This window comes from Moorena producens PAL-8-15-08-1, assembly GCF_001767235.1.
Taxonomy (GTDB): domain Bacteria; phylum Cyanobacteriota; class Cyanobacteriia; order Cyanobacteriales; family Coleofasciculaceae; genus Moorena; species Moorena producens_A.
This window is the reverse complement of sequence record NZ_CP017599.1, coordinates 2,869,962-2,893,889: the sequence shown is the minus strand read 5'-3', so window position 1 is coordinate 2,893,889 and position 23,928 is coordinate 2,869,962. Positions and strand designations below refer to the sequence as shown.

The window sequence follows — 23,928 nt, the reverse complement described above, 5'->3', positions numbered from 1 at the left end:
AGGGAATAGGCAATCATAATTTTTTATGATCATTCATTGTTAATTATATATAATTCATTATTTTACGGTAAGCCCCCTGCTCTAGGCGTGCTTGGTAGGTCTGCTATGGGATAGCAGAGGTCAGAGCCTTGTTTAGATATTGACACTAACCCTTAAAATCAGGTATAATTATGGGCTTATAAAAATTAAATCAAACCAAGCCAATAAAATTGTCAAGCAAAAACAAATAAACACCTAAAAGTTTCAAAACCTAACTATTCCCACCACTAAAGTAGGGGGGAGTAGTCAAATCCATAAGTTAATTCCCCCCGAGCGAGGGATTGCTCGGGGGGATAAGTGTTAATTCACGTTTACCTTACCTTTACCTTAGTTACCTGGAGACTGAAACCCTCCCCGGTTTAGCATTTGACGGGCATCCCGTCCAGGGGTGTAGCTGTAACCATACCCACCATTGCGGTCTGTGTCATCCAGAATTTGAGGGGTCAGCAGGATAATCACTTCACGGCGTTCATTGGTCTTGTCGGTACTTCTGAACAGAGCACCAAGCAACGGAATATCACCCAAAACTGGCACCTTTCTTACGGTTGTGCGGTCAGTGTCCTGAATAATGCCAGATAGAATTAACGTCTGATTATCCCGCAGACGAATTAGCCCAGAGTTCAGTTCTCGGCGACTGAGAAATGTGATTGTATTTTCTGCATTATCACTGTTAAACACTTGAGTTCCCGAGGGAGCTGTGATCGACGGAGCTGTAGATAAGGTAATAAAACCATTGTCGTCAATTCTCTCAACATTCACCGTTAGCACTAAACCAGCATCTTGAATAACCGGGGTGATCGTTCTAGTGGTAGCACCACCGTCTGTGTCTATATCTGTCCTCACACTAGTCAGTACCTGCTGGACCAACTCGACACTAGCTTCCTGCCCTTCTTGGATCACTAGAGTTGGGTCGGTAAGAATTTTGGCGTTGTTGCTGGTAATCTGAGCCTGCAAGTTTAATAAAAACTTATCAGGGTACTGGAATAGAGAAGGAAGGGAATACTCAAACTCGATGCCATCATCTTGAACATCCACATCCGTCACACCTGGCTGGAATGGATTATTATTTCGACCAAAGCCAGGACGTGCGAAGAGTGCTGAACGACCAGCGCTTTCATTGAAACCCTCAATCACGTTATCAAAGGGAGCATTTTGTCTATCGAAGAATATATCACCATCTCCGTCTACAGCTCGAAAATCAAATGGCTCAATATTAGGAAACTGACCACTAATTACATTATCTCTACTGGGGGGATTAACCCTACCGAAATTAACGGCTGCGGCTCCGCCATCACTGACTACAAAGGTATCATTAACCCCAAACGAGAAACTGGCATTATAAGCATCCGTTCCAGCCAGGTTAACATCAATAATCTTGACATTTACCGCCACTTGACGGCGACGAGCATCCAACTGTTTGAGTAAAGAGGTCGCAATTTCAATTTGCCTGGGCTCACCCACCAGAGATATGGAATTAAGTCGGTCATCCGTAGATACTGCTAATCCCTCCAGCAATAGTGCCCCTTGGCTACCGTCTTCCCGCTCAGCGGTAACTGGTTGAATTTCTGGGGCCCGTTGGATTTGTCGCACCACTCGTTGGGTTTCAGGATCAATGATTTCTTCGGTCTCGCTTACGACCTGTTGCACTTCTGCTCCCTGAGTGGCTAGGAAAGTAGCAGCCCCTTGGGCACTGGCTTGATTGAGCCGTAGAGTACGACTAATTAGATTACGAGCGGCTTGAGGAAGTTTTGCCCCAACAAAAATTGTGCTTCCCCGACGGTTAGCCTGAAGACCAGACAGCTGGAGAATATAGTTGAAAGCATCTTGGACAGGTTCGTTTTCTAAGTCAATAGAAATGGTGAACTGTGCTACACCCGAGTCTTCATCTGACTCAGCAAAGGCCAGATTGAGTCCAGCAGAACGAGCCAACAGAGACAAGACTTCTCGAATCGGTGCTTCTCGTAATACCAAACGGGGCACTAGAGTTGCTGTTCCGAGATCTATAGTGCTAGCAGCAGCATTAATATTAGAAACAGCAATATCCCCTACTGGTGGTGCTACTGCTCTAGGTAAGAAGGGGGGCGCTGGCGCAATTGGTTGCACCGCATTAGCTGGAGCTGCCGGTATCCCGTCAATAATAATTTTTGGCTCAGGTACCAGTACGTCTGGCTCAGGAGCCACGATTTCTGGAGGTTCAGGAGTTTCTGAGGGGTTAGCCTCTGGCTCTGGTTCCGAAAGTTCTGCCGGTTTCTCCATCTGTTCCGTTTCAGTATTAGTTTCTGTATTAGGAACTTGAGCCAGCTTCATCACCGATAAGTCTTGGATAGGGAATATCCCCTGATTCTCAGTAGTGGTGTCAATGCCTAAGGTAATTCCCTGAGCGTCCCTTTGGATCAGTGAACTAATTGGGAGTTTGTCAGTGCCTCGAATTGTCACCCTAACCCGGTTGTCATCCAGTTCCTTAACCGCAACCGCACTGATATTGGGTAGAGGGTTAGTCTGACGGAAGTTAGTCCCTTTGGGCAAACTCAGCTGGGTATTCACCAGATCAGCTACCAAGACATTGCCTTGGTTAACAGCAAAAATCTGTGGAGGCTCATTATCCCCTTTTGTCTCAAGTTTCAGTTCCAGTTCACTCCCCTGCTGGTTGAACCGTATAGCACTAACTTGGCTTGCTGCTACTACAGGCTGTGTTGCCCATAAAGCCACTGCTGTAGCTGCGAACACTCCACCACATACTTGAATCTGTCTCACGGTCACTTCCTCAAATCTCCTGACTGAAATCACAGAAATTATGACAGAAATTATGTCATATTAAGGGCTATTGACAGTTGACTATTGACTATTGACCGTTGAGACGTTAAAGAGAAAATACTAAACACTCAACTCAACAAACAAGAACAACAATAACCATCTCAGCTCAATAAAACAGTAGGTTATCCCAATTTCCAGCAACTTGGCTACTGCTTAATTTCCCGATCTTGCCATCTCCCCATCATTAAATTGGTAGCAAGAATGCAGCAAGACTAAAGGAACTTGGGATTATTTATTCTTACCTGCCTGACTTTTTCTTACCATCCTTTTCCTCAGCTTTTTCTTCCTCCTTATCCAAATCTCTAGCAGGCATAAGAGCTTCCAGGGTTAAGCTAGTTTTAAGCTTAGGTTGAGGACCAGGAACTAATCTACCTTGCTGTAGCACTAGTGTTTGCGGTTCACTGATTTGAGCTTCTAGGTCTTTGATCAGCAACATCGACTGGAGGCGCTCAAAGCTGCGCATAATTGACTGCACTTGTTGGAAGCTACCCTCAATTTCCACATTGACGGTTCTCCGTTTTAATTTTCCATCAACTAGAGTTCCTAAAGAGCCATCATTAACTATATTTATTCCCTCGGAATCTGGCTCATATCTAAGTAAAGTCCCTCTAGTATCCTTAACAAAGGTATTGAGATCAAGCAATAAAGTATCTAGACTTTTTTCTGTGGAAAATAAACTCAAAACCCTGCGGTTTTGCTGCTTGGCTTGCTTGAGTTCCTCCTCTTTTTGTTTAATCTTTTTCTGGAGTACTTCGGGATTTTGGAGGTCATTTTGCTTGCCTGATAAATCATTTCGTAAAGCCTGATACTCCTGCCAAGCCGGTAGCATCAGGTTCATGGCTAGATAGATAGCAGCTGCCAGACCAAGAATACCAAAGGTAATCCCAGAAACTTGGGGAGTAAAGGTAATGCCGAAGGCAGTAGGATACTCAGGCTCTTCCTCCTGACCTTCAACACTCATAAACTCGTCATCAGTAGCATAGGTCATTGTTGAATCACTCCTTGAGATTGAAGGTTTCTAATTCGAGTCACTAATCCTACTGCTCCTTTACGGTCTAACTCTTTTAAGATCTCAGAAGCGGGGATATCACTCAGTTGAGTTTTAATAGTATATTCTACCACTTTGGGCAGGGTATATTTTACCTGAGTTACTAATTCTTTTTGACTCTCAGGAATTTCTAATTTGGTGGGATTATTGACTAACTGAGCTTTGATGAGTTGAGTATCATTTTTGTCGAAAAAAGAAGAATTCTGTAGCGTCAGCAAAAAGTAATTCACATCATCAAAGGTTCGAGCTGTACCGGAAATATCCAGCTCGATGCTAGGTCGTGAGTTAGCGTTAGACTCATCCTTAGAAGCGTTTTTGTCAGTGACTTGCTGTTGCTCGATGTCTTTAATTTGGACTCCGGGAGGAGTGCGCTCACGAATGTCCTGTAACATCGCTGACCAAGGCTTAATTTGATTAAAGACACTGGCAAGAGCATTAGTTTCTTCGTTGACCAGCTTGAGTTCCTTGTTTAGCTTACTAATTCGTTGCTTTTGTGCCCCCAAGGCTGCCAGTTTCTGGTCAACATCAGCAATTTCCTCCTTCAATCGGGCGTTTTGATGTTGGAGAACCACCCAAAAACCTCCCACCAATCCAGGTAGGATTAGGCCCACTGCAGCTCCAATCAGTAGAGGGGTCATTTCCCCTAAGGCCATCCCTTGTCTACTGGCTCCATCCTGAACGGACTTGATCTCCTCAGGATTTCGGTCTTTTAAAAAATTAATATCAAGACTATACATAGTGCTATACCTCTCGTAATCCTAATCCAAGCACAGTTCCTAAGCTCGGTCGTTCTACCATCGGAATATCTTTCTCCACTTCTAGGGAAAGAGCCGCCACCGGATCCACCTGAATCGTGGGCAAGCTTAACCGTTGGGTAAAAAATTCATCAAGTTGTCCGATACCACCCCCAGGACCAGCTAGTAGGAGTTGGGCTACTTCTAGATTGTCCATCTGATTGAGGTAAAAATCGATAGAGCGCCGTAGTTCATCAGCAATTTCTCCCAAGACTTGGATCAGAGCTACCATACCTGGATTTACCCCGGTCGAGCCGGTGCGCATGCCATCAACTGGGGTACTGGGAATAGTCATCCCCTGGAGCAGTTCAGTGTTTCTAGAGGCTGGTAAATTCATCGCCCGTGATAGAGCGCTCTGAAGTTGGTAGGTACCAATGGGAACAGTACGGGAAAACTGCGGGACACCATCTACAATAATGGCAATTTCAGTACTATCAAATTCAATATCTACCAGAACGGCTGCCTCTTGGGAAGGAAATTGACGCAGTTGTTCTCGGATGGTCCGAATCAGGGCAAAGCTATTAATTTCGAGTACATCTACTTGTAAACCTACCTGCTCAAAGGTATCGAGATAGCTATCGGTGATTTCTTTGCGAGTAGCCACCAGCAGGACTTGCACCTTTTCGATTCCATCTTCATCCACAAAGAAGCCAAGCTTCTGATAATCCAAATCCACTTCTTCCCGGGGATAGGGCAAATATAAGCCAGCTTCATGGTTTAGTACCATATCCCGAAGCTCGTTATCATCTAGCTCAGCAGGAATCGGAATAATCCGGATTACTGCTTCTCGCATTGGTAAAGCAGTGGCAACCCGCTCCACTTTCACTTGACTCTCCTGTAGGGCTTCTCGAATCAGTTCCGCTAAACCAGGGGAATCAACAATTTGTCCTCCTTCCCAGATCCCTTCTGGAACCTCATGAGAATATAGGGTTGTAGCTTTTAGGCTCTGACCTTGCCGCTGCAATTGAGCAATATGAATTCGTTCTGGGGCTAATTCTATACCAACACCTTGCTTGCGGCGGGAAAATAAATTTTTAAGATGGTTAACCATATCTAGCCAAGGGAGTAGGGAGTAGGGAGTAGGGAGTAGGGAGTAGGAAATATGGGATCAAAAATTATCTTATTTAGATACCAGATCTGAGTTAAGTAGATCGGGGTTTTAACATTAGGTTGCTTTTGATCGTACCCAATTTATCTTATAATCATGACAATTTTTTGATTAATCCTGAAATTGCTAATTTTAGCGATTAGCGATTAGCCATTGCCATTACTGTCAACAAAAGCTTCTGTTCGCAAAAAGTGACCAACTAGGTACAGAGAACCACAAAGGACAGTAATCTTATCTTCAGCTTTAGCTTTGTTAAAGCTAGCACGGAGTCCTGTCACTAACTCTGGATAAGTAGCACAATCGGCTAAGGTTGGACAAATTTGTTGCGCGAGAGTAGCCAAGTAGTCTAGCTCAGCTGAACTATGGTCTGGTACTGGCACTAGGTATAATCGATCCCCTGGTCTGAGCAAGGCATTAAAAATACCAGCATGGTCTTTGGTCGAGAGTATACCCATTACCCAGTTGACCGATTTACCTAGGGTATCAACATATTGTCTCAACCCCTGAGCAGAGGCTTGATTATGGGCTCCATCAATCAGTAAATGGTGATTCTCCCAGCTAGTCCACTGCAAACGTCCCAGCCAAGTGGTTTTGGCCATCCCCGATGCGATCGCATTTTCTGGTATCTCCCAACCCTGCTGTTGCAGAACTTGTACCGTTGCGATCGCAATGGCCGAATTAACCAACTGCACTTCCCCCAACAAGGGCAAACTATAGCTGATTCCCCCATACTCTACCCATCTGAGATCTTGTCGGGTGCTTGGCATCTTCCCCTCTGGCAACTCTACTGCTGAGTCTACCCACACCACTGGACACCCCAACTGATTCACCCTTGATTCAACCACTGCCCTAGCCTCTGGCGGGAGCGGACCAATGACCGCAGGACAGCCAGGCTTTAGGATTCCAGCCTTCTCCTTGGCAATATCAGCCAAGGTCGGTCCCAGGCGCTGCCAATGTTCCCAACTTAGGGATGTGATAATACTAACCAAAACGCGATCGCATACATTCGTTGCATCCAGCCGTCCTCCCAATCCCACTTCTATTACAGCCACATCCACCTGCTGCTGAGCAAAATACAACCAAGCAGCAGCAGTAGTCACTTCAAATAGGGTTGGTGGATCGGAACAGTTTTTTGGAATTGCTGCCTTAACTTGCTGCAAAATTGTGGCTAGGGTATGGGTGGAGATCGGTTCTTGGTTAAGGCAAATCCGTTCTGTCCAATCCACCAGGTGAGGAGAAGTATAACGTCCGACTCGGTAGCCAGCTTGGGTGAGTATAGAAGACAGGTAGGCACAAACTGAGCCTTTACCATTAGTTCCAGCCACGTGAATGATTGGAAAATCCTGGTGGGGATTACCTAAGCGCGATAGAAGTTGCTGTATGCGTTCTAAGCCAAGCTCAACACCAAAGTGTTTAAAGGATTGGAGAAGGTCGTCAATATCCATGGGATGATTTTTTTCATGAACCGCAAAGACCTGAATCATACCAAGGTCAGGAGAGTGTTGAGTATGAATATGAATACAGTTAATGATAAGGCCATTGTTAAGGATTATTTCAATGCCACTGGGTTTGACCGCTGGCGGCGGATTTATGGTGATGGCGAGGTTAACCGGGTACAGCAAGATATCCGGATTGGTCATCAGCAGACTGTGGATAAAGTGATCAGTTGGCTGGAGGCTGATGGAAATTTGTCAGGTTTGTCGATTTGTGATGCTGGCTGTGGTGTTGGGAGTCTGAGTATTCCTCTGGCCAAAAATAGCGCTATAGTTTTTGCTAGTGATATTTCTCACAAAATGGTAGAAGAAGCTCAGGTAAGGGCTAAGGAGAGTTTAGGGAATACTGACAATCTCTCGTTTATGGTCAAAGATTTGGAAGGGTTAGGTGGTAGCTACCACACCGTAATTTGTCTAGATGTTTTGATTCATTATCCCCAGGATAAAGCGGCTGAAATGATAACTCATTTAGCTTCTTTAGCAGAGTCTCGTTTAATTCTTAGCTTTGCACCAAAAACCTTGCTTCTTACTGCACTCAAAAAGATTGGTGAGTTTTTTCCAGGACCAAGTAAAACCACTCGTGCCTATCAGCATCGAGAAGCAGATATTGTTAGTATTTTAGAAAATAATGGGTTTTCGATTCAGCGACAAGAAATGACTAGCACTCGCTTTTACTATTCTCGCTTATTGGAAGCTATTCGTAAGTGACGCTCCTACACCAACTTTAAAGGTATGGTGTAGGCTTCTCAGGCACCCCGAAGAGTGCGTAGAACTTCCTTGGAGGTATCATCAGTAATAGAATCAACTATTTTGATGCTACCTTTACGGCGTTTTATAGTGGGGAACACGTCCAGCCCCACTCTCTTGATGTTGATAGCAGCATTAATATCTCTATCAACCCAGAGGTTTTCTATTTCATCCCAATATTTCCGGATACCGCAATCAGTAAAAATCACTTGATCTCGATAGGATAACAATTGAGAGGTGTAAGCAGGATTCTTGGCAACCACAACGGCTCCAGCTTTCGCAGCTATGTGACCAAGGATTACAAAGAATTCTCCAAAGGCGGCATCCGCCCAACTTAAGTTGAGCCCGGACTTTGCCGATTGACCATTTGGTAGGTATTTCCCTTCTTTGTCTCGTAATGGTGCATTACGCTTACTTAAACCTTTAAGGTTGAGGTTTTCATGAAAGAATACTTTCTTGCCTGTACTTACTAAGCTGTGGGCAGTCTTGTATTGGAAATCTTTTCTGGCGCGAGCAATCTTTTGGTGTTGCCGTCCCTCTTTTTTCGCTAGTTTTCGGCGTGCTTTACTGCCGCGCTTGCGAGCATTTTTCTTTTTGGAAATTTTGGCTAATTTAGATTGATTGCGCCTCAAGAACTTTGCCGATGGTAGTTTTACCCCTAAAGATGTCGCCAGATAGTACTCCTGGTGCAGTACTGCATCCATTCCTAGGGAGTTCTCCCAATTCGCCACGATTACATCAGGTGTTATACCAGGAACAGTAGGATCATCGAGTTTAAGGTTTACAAACCATCCATCACTTTTATTGATGAATTGCACTTGTTTGAGGATTGCACCATCGGGTAGATGGCGGTGAGAGCGAATTTTTAGCAAGCCGATCTTGGGTATTTTCAGGTAAAGGAACTTTCCCCCAGTCGAACACGAATGCAGGGTTAAACCTGCTCCTTCAACAATAAATGAGCGATAACGAGGCTGAGATTTGAAGCGAGGCTTACCACTCCTCTTGCCGTTGGTGTCCCCAGAAATAAACCGATCAAACGCCTTCTCTACACGTTTACAGACCTGCTGGAGAGTATTAGCACCGAACCCGTGAAAAATCCAAATCCTCCCCTGACCATTCCACTGTTACCTTACCCTTTTTGAGTCCTGGTAAAAGTTTCTTTTGGCTGTAGTAGTTGGGGCGATCGCGCAGTTCAGGAAGATGACAGACCAAGGGGCAAGAGTTAACCGAAGTTCTGTTATGTTCCCACCAATCAAACCTTTCACCAAGCTGACGATTATACCAGTACTGGCAAATCCTGAGCCAAAGATTTATCTCTAGCTTTTGGTCGGTGGTTGGAAGTGCTTTATACTGGTAAGTGTATTTCATCCCCTGGTGTTGGTAACTATAGTTAATACTACACTAATTAGTGTACAGATTTTGGAAAGGTTGCCATGAAAGATGATTAAATGATTACGAAGATATATTAAATCTCAGGATTCCCCGAAAGTGTAATTGGCTGTTAAAGGGGTATTGAACCCCTTTAACAGCCGCGCATTCCTCTGACACCAAATCAAAGATTATGGTGTGAGGCTCCTGCTAAGCTAGCTGAAAAAAAATAAGCATTCAGCGGTCAGCGGTCAGCGGTCAGCGGTCAGCGGTCAGCGGTCAGCTGAAAATAAACCTCTTAGCTGATAGCTGAACGCGCACGCGTGCGCGTAGCGCATTAGCTGTTCGCGCAGCGTGCGCGTAGCGCATTAGCTGATATCTAATCGAAATTGTCTGGTCATGCTAAACAATAACTTTTGCTAAAAATTTGCTATTATAATGAAACGGTTTAAAAAAATATCTGCTGGTTTGGTCCTGACCTTTGGTATTCTATTATTGATGGTACCTGTTGTAGTATCAACTCGAAGGGAAGCAACGTCGCAGGATAAAGTTGATGCGCTGGGAAGTTTGATAGTAGGTATACCAGCTACCTTTTGGGGAGTATGGTTAGCATGGGGAATGTATCGACAAGAGCAAAAAGAAGTCCTCGAACAGCTTCAGTATACATTTTATCGCTTGATCCAAGACGAAAATGGTAGAATTTCAGTATTGAAATTAGCAATAGCAGCCAAACTTCCTATAGCAGTCGCTCAAGACTATTTGGACCACAAAGCTAGAGAATGTGATGCCACATTTGAGGTTAGTGAAGAAGGGAAAATATTTTATAATTTTACACTTTAGGAAGGACAAAATTGATGACTCGGATTTTTTTAGCGATCGCATCGATCTTAGGCGGATTATCAGTAGCAGCTGGAGCCTTTGCTAGCCACGCTTTGAAAGAAAAACTTACCGAACGAGCATTAGAGATTTTTCAGCTAGGCTAGCAGGAGCTAATCGCCAGAATTTTTAATTTGGCGTGAGAGGTTAGAATTTACCGCAAGAATAGTGGAGCCTTTATGGTTGGCAGGCTATGGGAAAAGGGTAAAAACTTATTGATTAAGGCTCCACTAATAAACAGGTTTCGTCTCCGGAATGCGCGGCTGTGGAATGAAATGCAGCAGCCAAGTTACTAGTCAGGCGAAACCTGAGACTCAATGTATTTCCGAAGTGTGGAAATGGTGACGCCGCCACAAGATGCAATGAAATACGAGTTATTCCACAAAACATCTTTCCAGTAAAACTGATTGATTCGTTCCTGGAATTCACTTCGTAGTCTGCGACTCGTAACGGTTTTGAGATTATTGATGAACTTAGTTAACTCCATTTGCGGGAAATATTGAAACAGTAGGTGAACGTGATCCTCCTCGCCATTGAATTCGATTAACTTACAGTCCCACTTCTGGCAAAGGTTTTCTACTATCTCTCCTAGTCGTTGCAGCATTTTTGCGTTAAATACCTTACGACGATACTTAGAAGTTAGAACCAGGTGAGCCTTCATGTCACTTACTGATCTTCCTTTTGAAAGGAAATCATCTTTCATGGCAAAAATCCTAAAACTTGTGCTAGAATTAGTGTAGCCAAAATAAACATCACTAAGTCGGAAAAGTGAAATACACGTACCAGTACAAGGCACTTCCAACTACCGAGCAGAAGTTAGAGCTAAATCTCTGGCTGCGGATTTGCCAGTACTGGTACAACCGACAGTTAGGGGACAGATTTGACTGGTGGGAGAATAATCGATCGCCAGTCAATGCTTGTCCGCTGGTCGCGTCGTTGCCTGAGTTGAGAGACAAGCCGAACTATTACAGTCAAAAGAAGTACCTGCCAAACCTCAAAAAAAAGTTTGTAACGGTTGGATGGTCGGGCGAAGAACTGGATTTTTCGAGAGTTCCAGCAAATACATTGCAAGAAGTTTGCAAACGGGTTGATAAGGCGTTCGAGAGGTTCATTGCAGGTGATAACAAAGGAACTCGAAGTGGTAAACCACGATTCAAATCGCAATCACGCTACCGATCATTTGTTATCGAAGGGGCTGGAGTCAAGTTACATTCTTGCTCGGTTGGTAGCAAGTACTTGTACGTCAAGATTCCCAAAATTGGGCTGGTCAAGATTCGTTCCCACCGTCACTTACCCGATGGGGCGATCCTCAAACAGGTTCAATTTATCAAGAAAAATGATGGTTGGTTTGTGAACCTGCGATTAGAAGATCCAACTGTTCCAGCGGTAACACCAGATTCAATTCTGCCAACTTGGGAGAATTCACTCGGGATGGATGCCGTTCTACATGAGGATGATTACCTTGCTACATCGGAAGGAGTAAAACTCCCATCGCGCAAAGTCTTACGAAAAAGCCAGCACAAACTAACCCGAATTTCTCAAAAGAAGAATGCTCGAAAACGGGGATCGAGATCCCGTCGCAAACTAGCAAAACGAGAAGGGCGTCAACACCAAAAGATAGCAAGGTGTCGTAAGGATTTCCAGTACAAAACAGCTCACGAATTATTGAGAACTGGCAAGAAAGTTTTCTTTCATGAAAATCTCAACCTTAAAGGTCTCACAAAACGTAATGCACCCAAACAAGACAAAACTGGTACCTTTGTTCCAAATGGTCAATCGGCTAAATCTGGACTTAATTTGAGTTGGGCGGATGCCGCTTTTGGTCAATTCTTCCAAATCCTCGGACACATAGCTGAAAAAGCTGGAGCCTCTGTGATTGCGAAGAATCCTGCTTATACGTCTCAATTACTTGCATATCGGGATGAGGTGATTTTCACTAATACCAGTATTCGCGAGTATTGGGATGACATCGAAACCATGCAGGTTGATAGAGACATCAACGCCGCTATCAATATCATCATAGTGGGGCTGGACGTGTTCCCCACTATAAAACGCTCCCAAGGTAAAGTTGTGATTGCTGACTCAATTACCAATGATACCTCTAAGGAAGTTCTACGCATTCTTCGGAGTGTCTGAGAAGCCTACACCATACCTTTGGTTGGTGTAGGAGCGTCACACTGGTGCTCGCTATCAAATGTACCATGCCCTAGCGAAGCATGTTAGTAGCCTTGTTGTTGAGCCGCGCAGAAGTATCACAAACTCCCCTTACCGTAGCTGGCTCAGCTTTTATCGCTGGAATTGCCATTTTTTCTGGTAGTTTGTACGCCCTGAGTTTAACCGGGATCAAGTGGCTAGGAGCGATCGCACCATTAGGTGGTGCCGCGTTAATCCTGGGATGGGGTTGTTTAGCGATCGCAGCTTTATCTTTTCAGTAATCACTACATATTTTAGGGAACAGCGGATCTGGGAACAGGGAACAGCGGATCTGGGAACAGCGGATCTGGGAACGGGAAATAACCAATTTAAAGGCAAATCAGCTCAAATATTTTCTTAACGGTTGACAGTCAACCTTCAACCTTCAACCTTCAACCTTCAACCTTCAACCTCTAACCTTCAACCTCTAACCTTCAACCTCCAACCTCCAACCTTCAACCTTCCATGTCCCGATTAGCAGCATAAACACCTTGGACGTTATACCAGTTAAGGAAAATTCGGGCAATTTCTAAAGCTAGCTGGGATTTACCTCGGTCAATTAGCCATTGTAAAAAGGGAGCCATGGTGCGTTCGTTGAGTCGTCCACCTAAAGACAGAATCCCCCAGAGTAATCGGTGTAGCCAGGTCATCTGAATCATCATCCTGACTTCCCAGGTAGGGTGCTTCCGGTAGAATAACACACCCATACGCCCCCGTTGAATTTCCCGGTCAATCATTCGGGGAATTTGGTCGAGGCTAAAGGGAGGATGCCAATGATAACCTACCGCTTCCGGACATTTAATCAGTTTTAAGCCCAACTGTTTGAGTCGGACACCCAGTTCTAAGTCTTCCCAGCCATAAAGTTGGAAGCGGGTATCAAACAGTCCAGCTTCTAAGAGCCATTTTCGTGCGATCGCAACATTCCCCGTCGCAAAATAGGCAGCAGAGAAATCGGTAATTTTATACGGTTCGCTGGTAGGGTCGTCGAAATTACAGGTATTGATCACCCAACCGTAGGTGAATAAGCGATCGCATCCCAGACGCTGCTCTGCCTTTACCAAAGCATCAGCATGAGACTGGAGGAAATGCTCAGTAACTACTAAATCACTATCAATAAAGATAATTATTTCACCAAGGGCCTGCTTCACCCCTAAATTCCGAGCTGCAGCCGGTCCAGCGTGGTTTTGAGCAAATGAGCGTACATGGGGAAACTGATCCCCGTGTGCTGTCAACCAATCTAAAGTGCCATCCGTTGAGCCATCATCTACTAAGACAACTTCATAATCCAAGACCTGAGGTGCGACCCGTGGCGAATTTAATTCGCCAAGTAAGAGCGCACCTATGCTATCTTGCCTGAGTTGTTGATTTTCTAAAGCGATTAGGCACTTTTTTAGAATCGGTAAGCGATTGTAAGTGGGAATGACAATGCTTAGCAAACTTGCGAACCTTTTGAATTTGATATGATTTTAAACTTGAATAGCGATCGCATGGAAAACGTTATGCAAATTGACTGGCAAACTCCCAAAACTTATGAAGACATTCTATACCACAAAACCGACGGTATTGCTAAAATTACCATCAATCGTCCCCACAAACGCAACGCCTTTCGTCCCAAAACCGTCTTTGAACTTTATGATGCTTTCTGTGATGCCCGCGAAGATCACAGTATTGGTGTTGTCCTATTAACTGGTGCTGGTCCTCACACCGATGGCAAATACGCCTTTTGTGCTGGTGGTGACCAAAGTGTACGAGGCAAGGCTGGATATATTGGAGAAGATGGCGTTCCTCGCTTAAACGTATTGGATTTGCAACGCCTGATTCGTTCCATACCCAAAGTAGTGATTGCCCTAGTTGCTGGATATGCTATTGGTGGTGGTCATGTCCTACATCTGATTTGTGACCTAACTATTGCTGCTGATAATGCTATCTTTGGTCAAACTGGCCCGAAAGTCGGTAGTTTTGATGGTGGATTTGGCGCTAGCTATCTTTCCCGAATTGTTGGTCAAAAAAAAGCCCGAGAAATTTGGTTTCTCTGTCGTCAATACACCGCATCTCAAGCCCTAGAAATGGGTTTAGTTAACTGTGTCGTGCCAGTGGAGCAGTTGGAAGCAGAAGGGCTACAGTGGGCAAAGGAAATTTTGGCAAAAAGTCCTATTGCCATTCGTTGCTTGAAAGCTGCTTTTAACGCTGATTGTGACGGTCAAGCTGGTCTACAAGAGCTAGCTGGTAATGCTACTTTACTCTATTACATGACAGAAGAAGGAGCCGAAGGTAAACAAGCTTTCCTAGAAAAGCGTCCACCAGATTTTCGTCAATATCCTTGGTTACCTTAGATTATAGCAGTTCTCAATTGGTGAGGTACAAATTTCTGGGGAGTAGGGAGTAGGGAGTAGGGAGTAGGGAGTAGGGAGTAGGGCACAATTACCGCTGTCAGCCATGCAAAGCACGAGTGTGGAGAGGCTGCATCAAGACAGAGTCAAATTTTATCACTGATCCGAAGTTCCCCGTTCCCTGTTCCCTACCTTTACAGATTAATTTTAAACAATTTTAAACTTGGTGCAAAATTTGATTATCAATAAAAAACGCACCTTATTTGCAATCAAAGTGCGAGGAAATGTATTTTAATAGCAGATATCAGGTGCCGAGTTTTATCAAATTCTTTGGCTTTTTAAGCTGACACCTTTAAGCAGGTAACTACTAGAACTAGAAGATTTGGTTTAAACTGATTTTTGTGAAATTTTTTTATTTGAATTATTGATTGTCTTAAGGGTAGAGTTACTAGTAAATTACTGCTGATATTGCTGATAATACGAATAATTTACATCAACAATTTACACCAGCATGATGTCTGTTGACGAATTCTTAGAGGTGATGGTCTCACCTTGAATGGTCTTGTCTGTCCCAGAGGATTTTTCAGAGCACTTTACCGATAGCTCCTCTGTGAGCATCAGTTGTTCATCTTGCCAAATCTCTTCTAGTTTCTCCCAAGAAGAAGAAAAGGTAGGCATAGCAAAAGCACAAGCTTTCCAGGTAGCTCTGACAGGCACCCCAAGTTGTTGACACATACCCCCTCGTCGTCCTTCTGACTGATAATACTGACAAAATCTGCAACTAGATACAGGTAAATTCAATGTTTTCATGATAACTCTTTTTTTGTGAAAAAAATTTTATCTCCTCTTCACATTTAATTCTGCTACCTCCTACCTCAGCTTGTTATAGATAGCAAGCTGTTGACCAGCCTAGGTTATAGCCATATCGTTAGCCCCTAAAGCTTTAATATTTTCTTAACTTTTTTGTTACAGATAGAAACATTTTATTTTACAAAAAGTAACAAAGAAACCAGGGTTCTGAAAGAATTGGCTTGCTTTATAGCAAAACCCCATAGGGATCAACCAAAAAAACACACCAAAAGTGTATTTAGATACTGAATCTATCCCGATTAACTTATGAAAAAGTATCAGTTCAGTGTTCTAAAAATCAAGGGTCAGCCAGAGAGGCTGACTGGCTTTTAGCCTCCACAGCAAAATTAGCTCTACCTCTTATACCAAAGTCTTAGAGCAAATTTAAAAGCTTTTGTTGATTCAAAGCACCAGTGCTGGAAACCACACAACTTCCTCAGGTGTGGGGTGTGGGGTGTGGGGTGTGGGGTGTGGGGGATAAGAAAGCGATGGAGCAAGGGAACAGGGGGTTTCCCCCAAGACCGCGCTGCACCGCTTTTTCGTTGTTTTCCTTTTCCTATCCCTCTGGGTCGCCCCATGTTTGACCCTAATGTAAAAAACCTACCCCTGTGAGCGCCCCACACCCCCCTACCTACTGCCTACTGCCTACTCGTTACTCCCTACTCCCTACTCCCTACTCCCTACTCCCTTCTAAAGCCTTGGTCTAAATTTGCCATTGCTTAATAGCACAAAGACCACAGACATCCCAACGCTGAAGTTCTCCTGGTGGAGTCGGACACTGACACTGAGGACAAAGTGGTAAATTTTGCGATCGCATCTGCATCATCTTTGCCCAATGTTTAAACGCTGCTTCGGGTCTGTTCGCGTAGCCTAGCCTATTGGCCAGAGTTGTGTCAGTAGTTGTGTCAGTATTTGTGTCAGTAGTTGTGTCAGTGGCTTCACAACTTTCTCTGTTTTCTGTGTACTCCAATTCCTCAGAAACCAGTGATGAAGACATTGGCAAGATGGTGCTAGGATGTCTATGGTTTGGGGTCAACTCAGATTGTGAATAGCCATTGCCCAAAACTTGTGTTTTCCGCCACTGAGCCGGAGAAAAGTGGATGTCAACTAGGGGTTCAGACCAACTAGCATTAAGCCGTTTCAACAACATCCGGCGCTTAAATTTTAGTTCTTGTGCCCAAACAGAGCTAGAGGTAGCCACATATAAGATATCCCTAGAGATAGCATAGGGTCTGGTATGATTAGCTATATTCATTCCTACTATTTCAGACCAAGACTTAATTAGGTATGACAAGCGTTGTATACCTTCCCACTCCGGCTGATTTGTAATCCTATCTAAGATCTGATTGAGTGATTTAAGCATATCGCCTTACTATAATTAGTTAATTTGACAATAGTTTTGATGGCTTCAGGACTGACGTCACAGGCTAGAAGCCTGTGCCACACTAGGCTACGAACTAGCTTAGATAAACTAGCTTAGATAAACTAGCTTAGATAAACTAGCTTAGATAAACTAGCTTAGATAAACTAGCTTAGATAAACTAGCTTAGAGTTAGTAGGGTGACCCTAGAGATAGAATGGCTGCGTAAGTCCTGTTGCTTGTTCTATAGCACAAACGACCCATAGAGTCTGCCATGAGCCAAAACTCCTCAGTTAATTCATCCCCTAGCTCGACGGGTAACTACAACCTCAACTCCGTTTTACAAGCTGCTCTGAGTAGCCTTGATGTACAACTAGAGGAAGAATTAGCGCGCTACCGACGTCGAAGAGTAGGACGCCCAGTCATGACTAACCGTAGTCTTGGTCGTAACCGGGCGCGTAAACCCCTAGAGTTAATTTCTGTGGGTGAGGTACAACAGAAATCCTCACCATCGCAGACAAACAAGACCATCCCTCAACTAAAGCAGCCATCAACCATTCCACTGCCAAACCTAACAGCCAAGGGGACAACTTCTCTCAAACAACCACAAGAGCCATTGGTTGAGCAGACTGAATCCCTAGATTCCCTGTTATCACAGTCCCCAAAACCTACTCAGCCACCAGTTGTCTCCCAGTATAATAATGGTGAAAGTGCTAGTAATGGTATTCAGAAAGAGGCTACGGAGCAACTTAAGCCTCCTGAAAAATTGCCTGAAAAATCAGGTAGTTTGATCAAGTTAGGGGCTAACCAAACCCAGCCAGAAGATTATCTCGAATCATCAGAAAAACTACTACAGAGTCTGGCAGAAGATCAAGAAGAATTTGACAACCAAAAGCAGGTGTCTTACCAACTGCTGACTCCGTTAAATGTCGGTTTCATGGTACTTTTGCTGTTGTTAAGCGCTACCCTACCCTATATCTTCTCCAATCCCTCGGTGTTAAGTAATCTGGATCTGTCCCAGCTGATTAGCTCCATCATTCCCAAGATCTCCAAAACCCCCCAGGAAATTAAACCAGATCAACCACAACAGACTGAGTCGCTTCCTAATTCTCCCCTACAGGGTGGTCCTAATTTGGCTTCTGAGGAATTTGTAGACTTGAACTTACATACCCTTTCTCAAGTGGAAGCTACTCCAGGACCGCAGCAAAAACCTTTTTATACAAAAGATGTCCCAATACCAAAGGTGGTTGAATCAGCTCCTAAGGTGGTAACTAGACCGATGCCTCCTAAAGGATCTTCCTTATCTTCAGTACTTTTGCCTTCTGTTCAACCACTCCAAAAGGTTCCCCTGTCATCATTACCAACAAGCTCAGGCTCTTTAGTACCCCCAGGAAGACGGGCACAGTCAGGATTACTTCAACCAGCTATATCTGAAACACTCCAGAATCAAGCCGCATCTCTAAGAACAGTGGTAGAGGAGTCTTTACCTGCGCCCGATCCTTTCTACTATGTGGTGATCAACTACGATGGTAAACGTGCCCTACAGCAAGCTAGGACAATTGTTCCTGATGCCTATGTGCGCAAATTATCTCAAGGTACCCGCATTCAGATGGGAGCGTTCAAATTTGAACATGAAGCACAAGGTTTGGTAGAAAAACTCCAGCAACAGGGAATTTCTGCTTCGATTTATCGTCCTTGACTTAAATGTTAAGGATTATCAATCTCAATAAAATCCGTAAAGATTACCTAAGCCCTGATCATGTATGGAAACCTGCCATGGCATTATTAGATCGTATGTTGAGAATCATTCGTGCTAGCGTTAATAGTCTGATTAGCCAAGCTGAAGATCCTGAGAAAATCCTGGAACAGGCTGTCGATGATATGCAGCAGGATTTGATTCACATGCGTCAGGCTGTAGCTCAAGCGATCGCTACCCAAAAACGCACCGAACGACAAGCCTCTCAGGCTCAAGCCGCTGCTGAGCAATGGTACCGTCGCGCTCAGTTAGCCTTGTCAGCAGGAGACGACAACTTGGCACGGGATGCCCTGACCCGGCGGAAATCTCATCAGGTGACCGTCACAACCATGAACGCTCAGCTTTCCCAGCAAGCTGAGCTTGTGTCCAAGCTCAAGGAAGAGCTGCGTACCCTAGAACAGAAAATCTCAGAGGCGAGAACCAAAAAGAACTTGTATATTGCTCGGGCTAACTCAGCTAAAGCATCCATGAAAATTAATGAGATGCTCGGTAATGTAGGTACCAGTAGTGCCTTGAGCGCTTTTGAAAAGATGGAAGATAAGGTAATGGAGCTTGAAGCCCGGTCTGAGGCAATGGCTGAGTTAGGTAGCAATCAACTCGATCAGAAATTTGCCGCTATCGAAGCTAACGATGATGTGGAAGCTGAGTTAGCCGCCATGAAAGCTAATCTGATTCAAGGAACAGACACTCCTCAATTACCCTCAACTCAGGCAGAATAACCGAAAAATCCGGAAAAATTGGATAAATAGCTGGAAAAAGTAATTAGTGTCCCCATGGTCAACTCAATGGCAGGTTGATAAAGTTGTATGAAAACACCTTAGAGCCTTGACCCAAGGGGTTACTATACATGGAAACCTACAGGAAAACAGCCCCTTCTCTATCTTCTTAACAATACTCGGAAAGCGAATAGGTAGAATAAGACAAGGACGTTTTCTCAACAGATGGGACTATTATATCATAAGCGCCTCTCAAACCCAGTTTTTAACCCCTCCAACAGCAATCCCTTAGAATCCCCCATGGTTCAGCCGCCAGAGAGTTCAACCCTTAGCTTGTTGTCTAGCACTTTTTCCCAAGAAGTTTTTAAACTGGATGAAAGGCTCCCTATCTTAATGGCTAGGGTATGGGTCAAGCCCGGGAATTTTTCAACCCAATCAGACTTGAGATGGGACAGCCACAATTGCTTGTCCTTCAAGACAACTTAACTAGGCTTACGCACCAGCAAGCCAGTTTTCTACCTACAATGTACATTCCTAGAGGATAAACAGCGTTATGGGATTATTTGATCGCCTTAGCAGAGTGGTCAGAGCTAATCTGAACGATATGGTTAGCAAGGCTGAGGATCCAGAAAAGATTCTGGATCAAGCTATTGTTGATATGCAAGAGGATCTGGTTCAATTGCGTCAAGCAGTTGCCAGGTCAATTGCTGAACAAAAACGCACAGAGCAGCAATACAACAAAAACCAAACAGAAGCTAACAACTGGCAGAAAAGAGCTCAGCTGGCTCTCAGCAAAGGGGATGAAAACCTGGCTCGTGAGGCTCTGGTGCGTAAGAAGACCAATTCTGATACTGCTGCTACCCTGAAAACTCAGTTGGATCAGCAAACTAATCAGGTCAATACTCTTAAGCGTAATCTGGTGGCTCTCGAAGGCAAAATTTCCGAAGCCAAAACCAAAAAGAATATGCTCAAAGCACGAGCTCAGGCGGCTAAGGCGAATGAAAAGTTACAACAAACCATGGGGTCTATTAATACTAGTGGCTCCCTAGCCGCCTTTGAGCGTATGGAACAGAAAGTCTTGGAAATGGAGGCTCGTTCTGAAGCTGCCCATGAGCTGGGTGGTGCTGACTTGGAAAGTCAATTTAGACTCTTGGAAGGCAATGATGTTGATGATGAGTTGGCCACGATGAAAGCTCAGTTGGCTGGTGGTTCTGTATCTCAAGAAGCTTTACCAGCTTCAGAGGAGAAAAAATCGACTTCCTCAGATTCACCCGTTGACAAAGAGTTGGAAGACCTTCGCAAACAAATTGATAATCTTTAATTGGTAAGCATATGCGCTACGCGCACGCGTGCGCGTTCAGCCGTCAGCAGTCAGCCGTCAGCCGTCAGCTGTCAGCTGTCAGCTATTCGCGAATGGCCAAGGCTCACGCTACTTGAGGTGCTGACTTAACATAGATTAAACCAATGCTTACTTGTTTTATTCAAAACCTGAGAGCTGAGAGCTGATAGCTGATAGCTTACGTTAATTGTTAATTTTTAATTGTTAATTGGTTAATTGGTTACTAACTAATTGGTTACTAGCTAATTGGTTACTAGCCAATTTTCAATTTTCAATTTTCAATTGACTAATTAATTACTTTGTGTTAATAAAAATAGTTAAGTGATTAGAATTGCCAATTAAAGGGGTAACTTGTGGTATAATTGGGGTGCGCACCCGAGAGTATTTCTAAGTAACAGCAACTTCCAAGCAATCGGTGAAAAAGCAATCGGTGAAAAACACTCAGGAAACAATAACTTAGCGGCACTGATCAACTTACCTCGTTTAAGGGCTACTAAACCCCAGTGTAATCTCAGATAAGCCCCCAATTCCCAGAGTAAGGGGAGTTTACCTTGGTATTTTTCACTGACTAGTGCATAAATTTTTTCCTTAATGGAAATATGGGTTTTAAGACGTTTCTGGAACGAAAACTTATGATTATAAGCACCAGACCAAATCGTCCGGTAAGCTAAACACTTATTGATAAATATAGCATCCCCAAACTGAGCGATTTGAATCCAGGAATCAATATCATCAAAGTTGGTATCTAAGCTAGAATCCCAACCACCGGAACTCAGAAAACCATCACGGGAAAACGCCACTTGCGCAGGGGTCCCAAACGGTACCATTTCTAGAAGCATTCCATAATGAATGTCTTCTTGGGCTATATATAACCTTTGCGGTGAACCTACTTGCCGTGTTATACTTAGCTCTGCTCCTAAGGTATCTACTTGAGCCGATTGGCAAGAGCAAATCACGGCTTTCGGATGTAATGCGATCGCATTAGCCATTTCTTCAATGCAGTTCCTGGCTAAGTAGTCATCATCATCCAACAGCTTGATCCAATCACCAGTTGCCAACTCTACCCCTTGATTTACCGCTTTCGAGTGGCCCATATTATCGGAATTTCGGTGATAAATCAAGCTCTGCTCACCAGCACGTGTCAAGGCTTCACTGCGCTCTTGGACATAATCTTCGGTTCCATCAGACGAACCGTTGTCAACGATAACAATCTCACAGGTAAATGTCTGAGCAAGTGCGCTTTCAATCGCGCGCTTGAGTAGATCTAGGCGATTATAAGTCGTGATAACAACGCTGAATTTCATCCGGCACCCCTGAGGAAAATTCTTTGATTAGCTTAGGTTTAATCATCAAAGCTCCAACCCTATAATTCCCCTGGAAGCTTAAGAACTAATAAGTTTACCAATAAGTCTAGCGTAATTATCTCCTCATGTTGGTTAAACGTTTCTATTTAAAGTCTAAACCCTCAACCTGTAACCTTCAACCTTGGCCTTTTGGCCACGCGTGCGCGTTCAACCTGTAACCTTCAACCTGTAACCTTAAACCTTAAACCTTCAACCTTCTTAAACCTTCAACCTTCAACCTGATTCAACCCAACTCCCAACAACTCACCACTCCAGCTACCATGTAAACCGTAAGGGATATGATGCTTCAAGTGCAGTCGTGCTACCGGTCCACTAGTTAAATCACGACCATCTAATATTACTAGATCCGACCGGTGATGACTAGCATCATATACTAAGGTCAATACCCAACCATCATCTTCTCGTTCAGCATTGGGTCGTGGCACAAACATTGGTTCATTTACAAAACCCTTTGGCGCAGCACTCCAGAATTGTTGTGTCTTTGTTTCCATATCTATTTTTAGAATCCCTTGTAATGGCGCATTACCGGTGGGACGATCAGCAGCTCCGATAAATAAGTAGCGATAGGGATGTCCGACACAATTAGGGTGAATAGTAGGAAACTCGCAACAGCGCTCTTCTAATAACTTACTCGCTACGGTTTTCTCCGTTAAGTTCAAAGTAAAGCGCCAGAGTTGCCCTGGTGCGATCGCATCAAAATCAACCTCCCGGAAATCACTACCTACGTCTACTGCTGATAATGACTCGTAGCAAATAGAATCGACATAAATCTTGCCATCTTCCTCAAAAGCATTAGCGTGATGGAAAATAAAGCCCGATTGGGTTTCTAGGATTTTGACTTCCTCTGTCTTCTGTTTACGAGGAATAACTATAATCCGGGTCGGTTGCTCAGGTTGATATGCCACACACTCACCAGCTCCTCGGTATCCCAACAGGAACGGAAAGGGATTATAAGTAACAGGATTTTGGAAGAAAATACAGTAATTTGGGGTAATCGCAAAATCGTGGATAAAGGCAAAACCAGGAACACTATAACTCTGACGTCGTAATAGTTTACCGGTCAGGTTCAATTCGTAAATGGTAATTTTGCTAGACAGACCTGGCTGAATCGCGAAATTCACCAGACAGGGTTGACCACCATCAAGCTTACAACTAGGGTCAATCCAAGGATGAGCAGCAAAGGATTCACCCCCTAATAACACTCCATCCAAGTTATCTTCACCCAAGGTTTCAAGGGTATGGGGGTCTAGACTGTGAGGTTTAGCGGCTTCCCATAAGGCTAAGAGTTTTCCACCCCAGTAGATCACATTGGTATTCGCAATATTTTTAAGTTGGACATCAAATAGATTCGCTAACCAACCCCCAGGCTTCTGAGTGCCAAACACTCCTCGATATACCGGTTTCCCCGCTTTCTGTTCCGCTAAGAAGCCCTCTGTGCGTACAAACCGATTGCGAAAATGAGCTCGACCGTGATCAAATGCGATCGCACAAATCATCCCATCCCCATCAAATGGATGATGCACCCGGTAACCATTAATATCCAGCAAACCAGGACCATTGCGTAACCAAGTCCCCCGCAATTCCTTAGGGATTTCCCCTTCTACTTGATCAATCCAATAATCCTCTTCATGGCGTTGGGACTCATAACCTCTTGCCCAATCTTCCTGGCTATAGGACACACCAGGATTAGAAACCCTATTGGCTTGTTTGTTGATTAACACATTTTCCATCTTT

Annotated in this window: 22 protein-coding genes and 1 pseudogene; 10 read left to right on the top strand and 13 right to left on the bottom strand. The window is 44.2% G+C overall.

Going from position 1 to position 23,928, the window contains the following annotated elements:
* Nucleotides 1-366: 366 nt before the first annotated feature.
* The 5 genes from BJP34_RS10985 to BJP34_RS10965 form a co-directional block, all read right to left on the bottom strand.
* Nucleotides 367-2,793 carry an AMIN domain-containing protein gene (locus tag BJP34_RS10985; RefSeq protein ID WP_070392378.1) on the bottom strand — a complete coding sequence of 809 codons (2,427 nt, stop codon included), beginning with the start codon at nt 2,791-2,793 and terminating at the stop codon, nt 367-369.
* 298 nt (nt 2,794-3,091) lie between these two features.
* Nucleotides 3,092-3,841 (bottom strand): GspMb/PilO family protein, encoded by a 750-nt coding sequence (locus tag BJP34_RS10980; protein WP_070392377.1) that lies wholly within the window; start codon nt 3,839-3,841, stop codon nt 3,092-3,094.
* The gene (locus BJP34_RS10975; RefSeq protein ID WP_070392376.1) at nt 3,838-4,638 is read right to left on the bottom strand and encodes a PilN domain-containing protein; all 801 of its coding nucleotides are present in this window, start codon (nt 4,636-4,638) and stop codon (nt 3,838-3,840) included. The genes BJP34_RS10980 and BJP34_RS10975 overlap by 4 nt, the downstream gene beginning before the upstream one ends.
* 4 nt (nt 4,639-4,642) lie before the next feature.
* The gene (gene pilM, locus BJP34_RS10970; protein WP_070392375.1) at nt 4,643-5,746 is read right to left on the bottom strand and encodes a type IV pilus assembly protein PilM; all 1,104 of its coding nucleotides are present in this window, start codon (nt 5,744-5,746) and stop codon (nt 4,643-4,645) included.
* Nucleotides 5,747-5,949: 203 nt separating this feature from the next.
* On the bottom strand, nt 5,950-7,248 hold the full coding sequence (locus BJP34_RS10965; RefSeq protein WP_070396613.1) for a bifunctional folylpolyglutamate synthase/dihydrofolate synthase: 1,299 nt from the start codon (nt 7,246-7,248) through the stop codon (nt 5,950-5,952).
* Nucleotides 7,249-7,317: 69 nt separating this feature from the next.
* Here BJP34_RS10965 and bchM point away from each other — a divergent pair, with 69 nt between their 5' ends.
* Nucleotides 7,318-8,004 carry a magnesium protoporphyrin IX methyltransferase gene (gene bchM, locus BJP34_RS10960; protein ID WP_070396612.1) on the top strand — a complete coding sequence of 229 codons (687 nt, stop codon included), beginning with the start codon at nt 7,318-7,320 and terminating at the stop codon, nt 8,002-8,004.
* A gap of 38 nt (nt 8,005-8,042) precedes the next feature.
* On the opposite strand, the gene BJP34_RS10955 is transcribed toward bchM, so the two are convergent.
* Together BJP34_RS10955 and BJP34_RS47270 are read right to left on the bottom strand one after the other, a co-directional pair.
* Nucleotides 8,043-9,068, bottom strand: a complete 1,026-nt coding sequence (locus BJP34_RS10955) for an RNA-guided endonuclease InsQ/TnpB family protein (protein WP_229424455.1) — start codon at nt 9,066-9,068, stop codon at nt 8,043-8,045.
* A 49-nt stretch (nt 9,069-9,117) separates the two neighbouring features.
* Nucleotides 9,118-9,411 carry a helix-turn-helix domain-containing protein gene (locus BJP34_RS47270; RefSeq protein ID WP_229424318.1) on the bottom strand — a complete coding sequence of 98 codons (294 nt, stop codon included), beginning with the start codon at nt 9,409-9,411 and terminating at the stop codon, nt 9,118-9,120.
* Nucleotides 9,412-9,849: 438 nt separating this feature from the next.
* Here BJP34_RS47270 and BJP34_RS10950 point away from each other — a divergent pair, with 438 nt between their 5' ends.
* Together BJP34_RS10950 and BJP34_RS39300 are read left to right on the top strand one after the other, a co-directional pair.
* Nucleotides 9,850-10,251 carry a hypothetical protein gene (locus BJP34_RS10950; protein ID WP_070392374.1) on the top strand — a complete coding sequence of 134 codons (402 nt, stop codon included), beginning with the start codon at nt 9,850-9,852 and terminating at the stop codon, nt 10,249-10,251.
* Between the two features lie 14 nt (nt 10,252-10,265).
* The gene (locus tag BJP34_RS39300; protein ID WP_324611047.1) at nt 10,266-10,394 is read left to right on the top strand and encodes a hypothetical protein; all 129 of its coding nucleotides are present in this window, start codon (nt 10,266-10,268) and stop codon (nt 10,392-10,394) included.
* Between the two features lie 185 nt (nt 10,395-10,579).
* Here the strand turns inward: BJP34_RS39300 and tnpA are convergent, their stop codons facing one another.
* On the bottom strand, nt 10,580-10,990 hold the full coding sequence (tnpA, locus tag BJP34_RS10945) for an IS200/IS605 family transposase (RefSeq protein ID WP_070392373.1): 411 nt from the start codon (nt 10,988-10,990) through the stop codon (nt 10,580-10,582).
* Nucleotides 10,991-11,055: 65 nt separating this feature from the next.
* Here tnpA and BJP34_RS10940 point away from each other — a divergent pair, with 65 nt between their 5' ends.
* Both BJP34_RS10940 and BJP34_RS10935 read left to right on the top strand, forming a co-directional pair.
* Nucleotides 11,056-12,423 (top strand): RNA-guided endonuclease InsQ/TnpB family protein, encoded by a 1,368-nt coding sequence (locus tag BJP34_RS10940; protein WP_070392372.1) that lies wholly within the window; start codon nt 11,056-11,058, stop codon nt 12,421-12,423.
* A gap of 40 nt (nt 12,424-12,463) precedes the next feature.
* Nucleotides 12,464-12,722: pseudogene (locus tag BJP34_RS10935) on the top strand (DUF423 domain-containing protein); the annotation flags it as partial.
* 213 nt (nt 12,723-12,935) lie between these two features.
* On the opposite strand, the gene BJP34_RS10930 reads toward BJP34_RS10935, so the two are convergent.
* Nucleotides 12,936-13,916 carry a glycosyltransferase family 2 protein gene (locus BJP34_RS10930; protein ID WP_070392371.1) on the bottom strand — a complete coding sequence of 327 codons (981 nt, stop codon included), beginning with the start codon at nt 13,914-13,916 and terminating at the stop codon, nt 12,936-12,938.
* Nucleotides 13,917-13,979: 63 nt separating this feature from the next.
* Between BJP34_RS10930 and menB the strand changes: the two genes are divergently transcribed.
* Nucleotides 13,980-14,813: a 1,4-dihydroxy-2-naphthoyl-CoA synthase gene (gene menB / locus BJP34_RS10925; protein ID WP_070396611.1), complete on the top strand. Its 834-nt coding sequence runs from the start codon at nt 13,980-13,982 to the stop codon at nt 14,811-14,813.
* 498 nt (nt 14,814-15,311) lie between these two features.
* On the opposite strand, the gene BJP34_RS10920 is transcribed toward menB, so the two are convergent.
* Entirely contained in the window at nt 15,312-15,620 is a 309-nt protein-coding gene (locus BJP34_RS10920) for a hypothetical protein (protein WP_070392370.1), read from the bottom strand.
* A gap of 452 nt (nt 15,621-16,072) precedes the next feature.
* Between BJP34_RS10920 and BJP34_RS42935 the strand changes: the two genes are divergently transcribed.
* Nucleotides 16,073-16,243 carry a hypothetical protein gene (locus BJP34_RS42935; RefSeq protein WP_158517131.1) on the top strand — a complete coding sequence of 57 codons (171 nt, stop codon included), beginning with the start codon at nt 16,073-16,075 and terminating at the stop codon, nt 16,241-16,243.
* A 119-nt stretch (nt 16,244-16,362) separates the two neighbouring features.
* On the opposite strand, the gene BJP34_RS10915 is transcribed toward BJP34_RS42935, so the two are convergent.
* Nucleotides 16,363-17,022: a DUF721 domain-containing protein gene (locus BJP34_RS10915; protein WP_070392369.1), complete on the bottom strand. Its 660-nt coding sequence runs from the start codon at nt 17,020-17,022 to the stop codon at nt 16,363-16,365.
* A 271-nt stretch (nt 17,023-17,293) separates the two neighbouring features.
* Between BJP34_RS10915 and BJP34_RS10910 the strand changes: the two genes are divergently transcribed.
* The 3 genes from BJP34_RS10910 (at nt 17,294) to BJP34_RS10895 (ending at nt 20,812) form a co-directional block, all read left to right on the top strand.
* On the top strand, nt 17,294-18,718 hold the full coding sequence (locus BJP34_RS10910; RefSeq protein WP_070392368.1) for an SPOR domain-containing protein: 1,425 nt from the start codon (nt 17,294-17,296) through the stop codon (nt 18,716-18,718).
* A gap of 77 nt (nt 18,719-18,795) precedes the next feature.
* Entirely contained in the window at nt 18,796-19,494 is a 699-nt protein-coding gene (locus tag BJP34_RS10905) for a PspA/IM30 family protein (protein WP_070396610.1), read from the top strand.
* 550 nt (nt 19,495-20,044) lie between these two features.
* Entirely contained in the window at nt 20,045-20,812 is a 768-nt protein-coding gene (locus tag BJP34_RS10895) for a PspA/IM30 family protein (protein WP_070392366.1), read from the top strand.
* A gap of 356 nt (nt 20,813-21,168) precedes the next feature.
* Here BJP34_RS10895 and BJP34_RS10890 read toward each other — a convergent pair whose 3' ends face one another.
* Both BJP34_RS10890 and BJP34_RS10885 read right to left on the bottom strand, forming a co-directional pair.
* Entirely contained in the window at nt 21,169-22,134 is a 966-nt protein-coding gene (locus BJP34_RS10890; protein ID WP_070392365.1) for a glycosyltransferase family 2 protein, read from the bottom strand.
* A 266-nt stretch (nt 22,135-22,400) separates the two neighbouring features.
* Nucleotides 22,401-23,924, bottom strand: coding sequence for a carotenoid oxygenase family protein (locus BJP34_RS10885; protein WP_070392364.1), 1,524 nt, complete (start codon nt 23,922-23,924; stop codon nt 22,401-22,403).
* Nucleotides 23,925-23,928: the final 4 nt, after the last annotated feature.

Excerpts from the sequence above, each read along its gene's own strand:
- BJP34_RS10910 (WP_070392368.1), top strand. The coding sequence starts at position 17,294 with ATGAGCCAAAACTCCTCAGTTAATTCATCCCCTAGCTCGACGGGTAAC.
- BJP34_RS47270 (WP_229424318.1), bottom strand. The coding sequence starts at position 9,411 with ATGAAATACACTTACCAGTATAAAGCACTTCCAACCACCGACCAAAAG.
- BJP34_RS10905 (WP_070396610.1), top strand. The coding sequence starts at position 18,796 with ATGGCATTATTAGATCGTATGTTGAGAATCATTCGTGCTAGCGTTAAT.
- tnpA (WP_070392373.1), bottom strand. The coding sequence starts at position 10,990 with ATGAAAGATGATTTCCTTTCAAAAGGAAGATCAGTAAGTGACATGAAG.
- BJP34_RS10915 (WP_070392369.1), bottom strand. The coding sequence starts at position 17,022 with ATGCTTAAATCACTCAATCAGATCTTAGATAGGATTACAAATCAGCCG.
- BJP34_RS10885 (WP_070392364.1), bottom strand. The coding sequence starts at position 23,924 with ATGGAAAATGTGTTAATCAACAAACAAGCCAATAGGGTTTCTAATCCT.
- BJP34_RS10895 (WP_070392366.1), top strand. The coding sequence starts at position 20,045 with ATGGGATTATTTGATCGCCTTAGCAGAGTGGTCAGAGCTAATCTGAAC.
- menB (WP_070396611.1), top strand. The coding sequence starts at position 13,980 with ATGCAAATTGACTGGCAAACTCCCAAAACTTATGAAGACATTCTATAC.
- BJP34_RS39300 (WP_324611047.1), top strand. The coding sequence starts at position 10,266 with ATGACTCGGATTTTTTTAGCGATCGCATCGATCTTAGGCGGATTATCA.
- pilM (WP_070392375.1), bottom strand. The coding sequence starts at position 5,746 with ATGGTTAACCATCTTAAAAATTTATTTTCCCGCCGCAAGCAAGGTGTT.
- bchM (WP_070396612.1), top strand. The coding sequence starts at position 7,318 with ATGAATACAGTTAATGATAAGGCCATTGTTAAGGATTATTTCAATGCC.
- BJP34_RS10950 (WP_070392374.1), top strand. The coding sequence starts at position 9,850 with ATGAAACGGTTTAAAAAAATATCTGCTGGTTTGGTCCTGACCTTTGGT.
- BJP34_RS10920 (WP_070392370.1), bottom strand. The coding sequence starts at position 15,620 with ATGAAAACATTGAATTTACCTGTATCTAGTTGCAGATTTTGTCAGTAT.
- BJP34_RS10980 (WP_070392377.1), bottom strand. The coding sequence starts at position 3,841 with ATGACCTATGCTACTGATGACGAGTTTATGAGTGTTGAAGGTCAGGAG.
- BJP34_RS10965 (WP_070396613.1), bottom strand. The coding sequence starts at position 7,248 with ATGGATATTGACGACCTTCTCCAATCCTTTAAACACTTTGGTGTTGAG.
- BJP34_RS10890 (WP_070392365.1), bottom strand. The coding sequence starts at position 22,134 with ATGAAATTCAGCGTTGTTATCACGACTTATAATCGCCTAGATCTACTC.
- BJP34_RS10975 (WP_070392376.1), bottom strand. The coding sequence starts at position 4,638 with ATGTATAGTCTTGATATTAATTTTTTAAAAGACCGAAATCCTGAGGAG.